Origin of the sequence: Bacillus cereus group sp. BfR-BA-01382 (genome assembly GCF_022663475.1) — a bacterium.
In the GTDB taxonomy this organism is placed as follows: Bacteria; Bacillota; Bacilli; order Bacillales; family Bacillaceae_G; genus Bacillus_A; species Bacillus_A thuringiensis_S.
This window is the reverse complement of sequence record NZ_JAKUFQ010000267.1, coordinates 1-525: the sequence shown is the minus strand read 5'-3', so window position 1 is coordinate 525 and position 525 is coordinate 1. Positions and strand designations below refer to the sequence as shown.

Genomic DNA, 525 nt, shown 5'->3' with positions numbered 1-525 from the left:
CTTTCCGTCCTGTCGCGGGTAACCTGCATCTTCACAGGTACTATAATTTCACCGAGTCTCTGGTTGAGACAGTGCCCAAATCGTTACACCTTTCGTGCGGGTCGGAACTTACCCGACAAGGAATTTCGCTACCTTAGGACCGTTATAGTTACGGCCGCCGTTTACTGGGGCTTCAGTTCAGAGCTTCGCTTACGCTAACCCCTCTCCTTAACCTTCCAGCACCGGGCAGGTGTCACCCCCTATACTTCGCCTTACGGCTTCGCAGAGAGCTGTGTTTTTGCTAAACAGTCGCTTGGGCCTATTCACTGCGGCTTTCCGTTAAGAAAGCACCCCTTCTCCCGAAGTTACGGGGTCATTTTGCCGAGTTCCTTAACCAGAGTTCTCTCGCACACCTTAGGATTCTCTCCTCGCCTACCTGTGTCGGTTTGCGGTACAGGCACCTTTTATCTCGCTAGAAGCTTTTCTTGGCAGCGGGGAATCAAAGACTTCGCTCCATAAGGAGCTTCCCCATCACAGCTCAGCCTT

1 rRNA gene is annotated in these 525 nt (G+C 52.4%); it reads right to left on the bottom strand.

Annotation, left to right across the window (positions count from 1 at the left end):
- A 23S ribosomal RNA gene (locus tag MR160_RS33870) occupies positions 1–525 on the bottom strand; the annotation flags it as partial.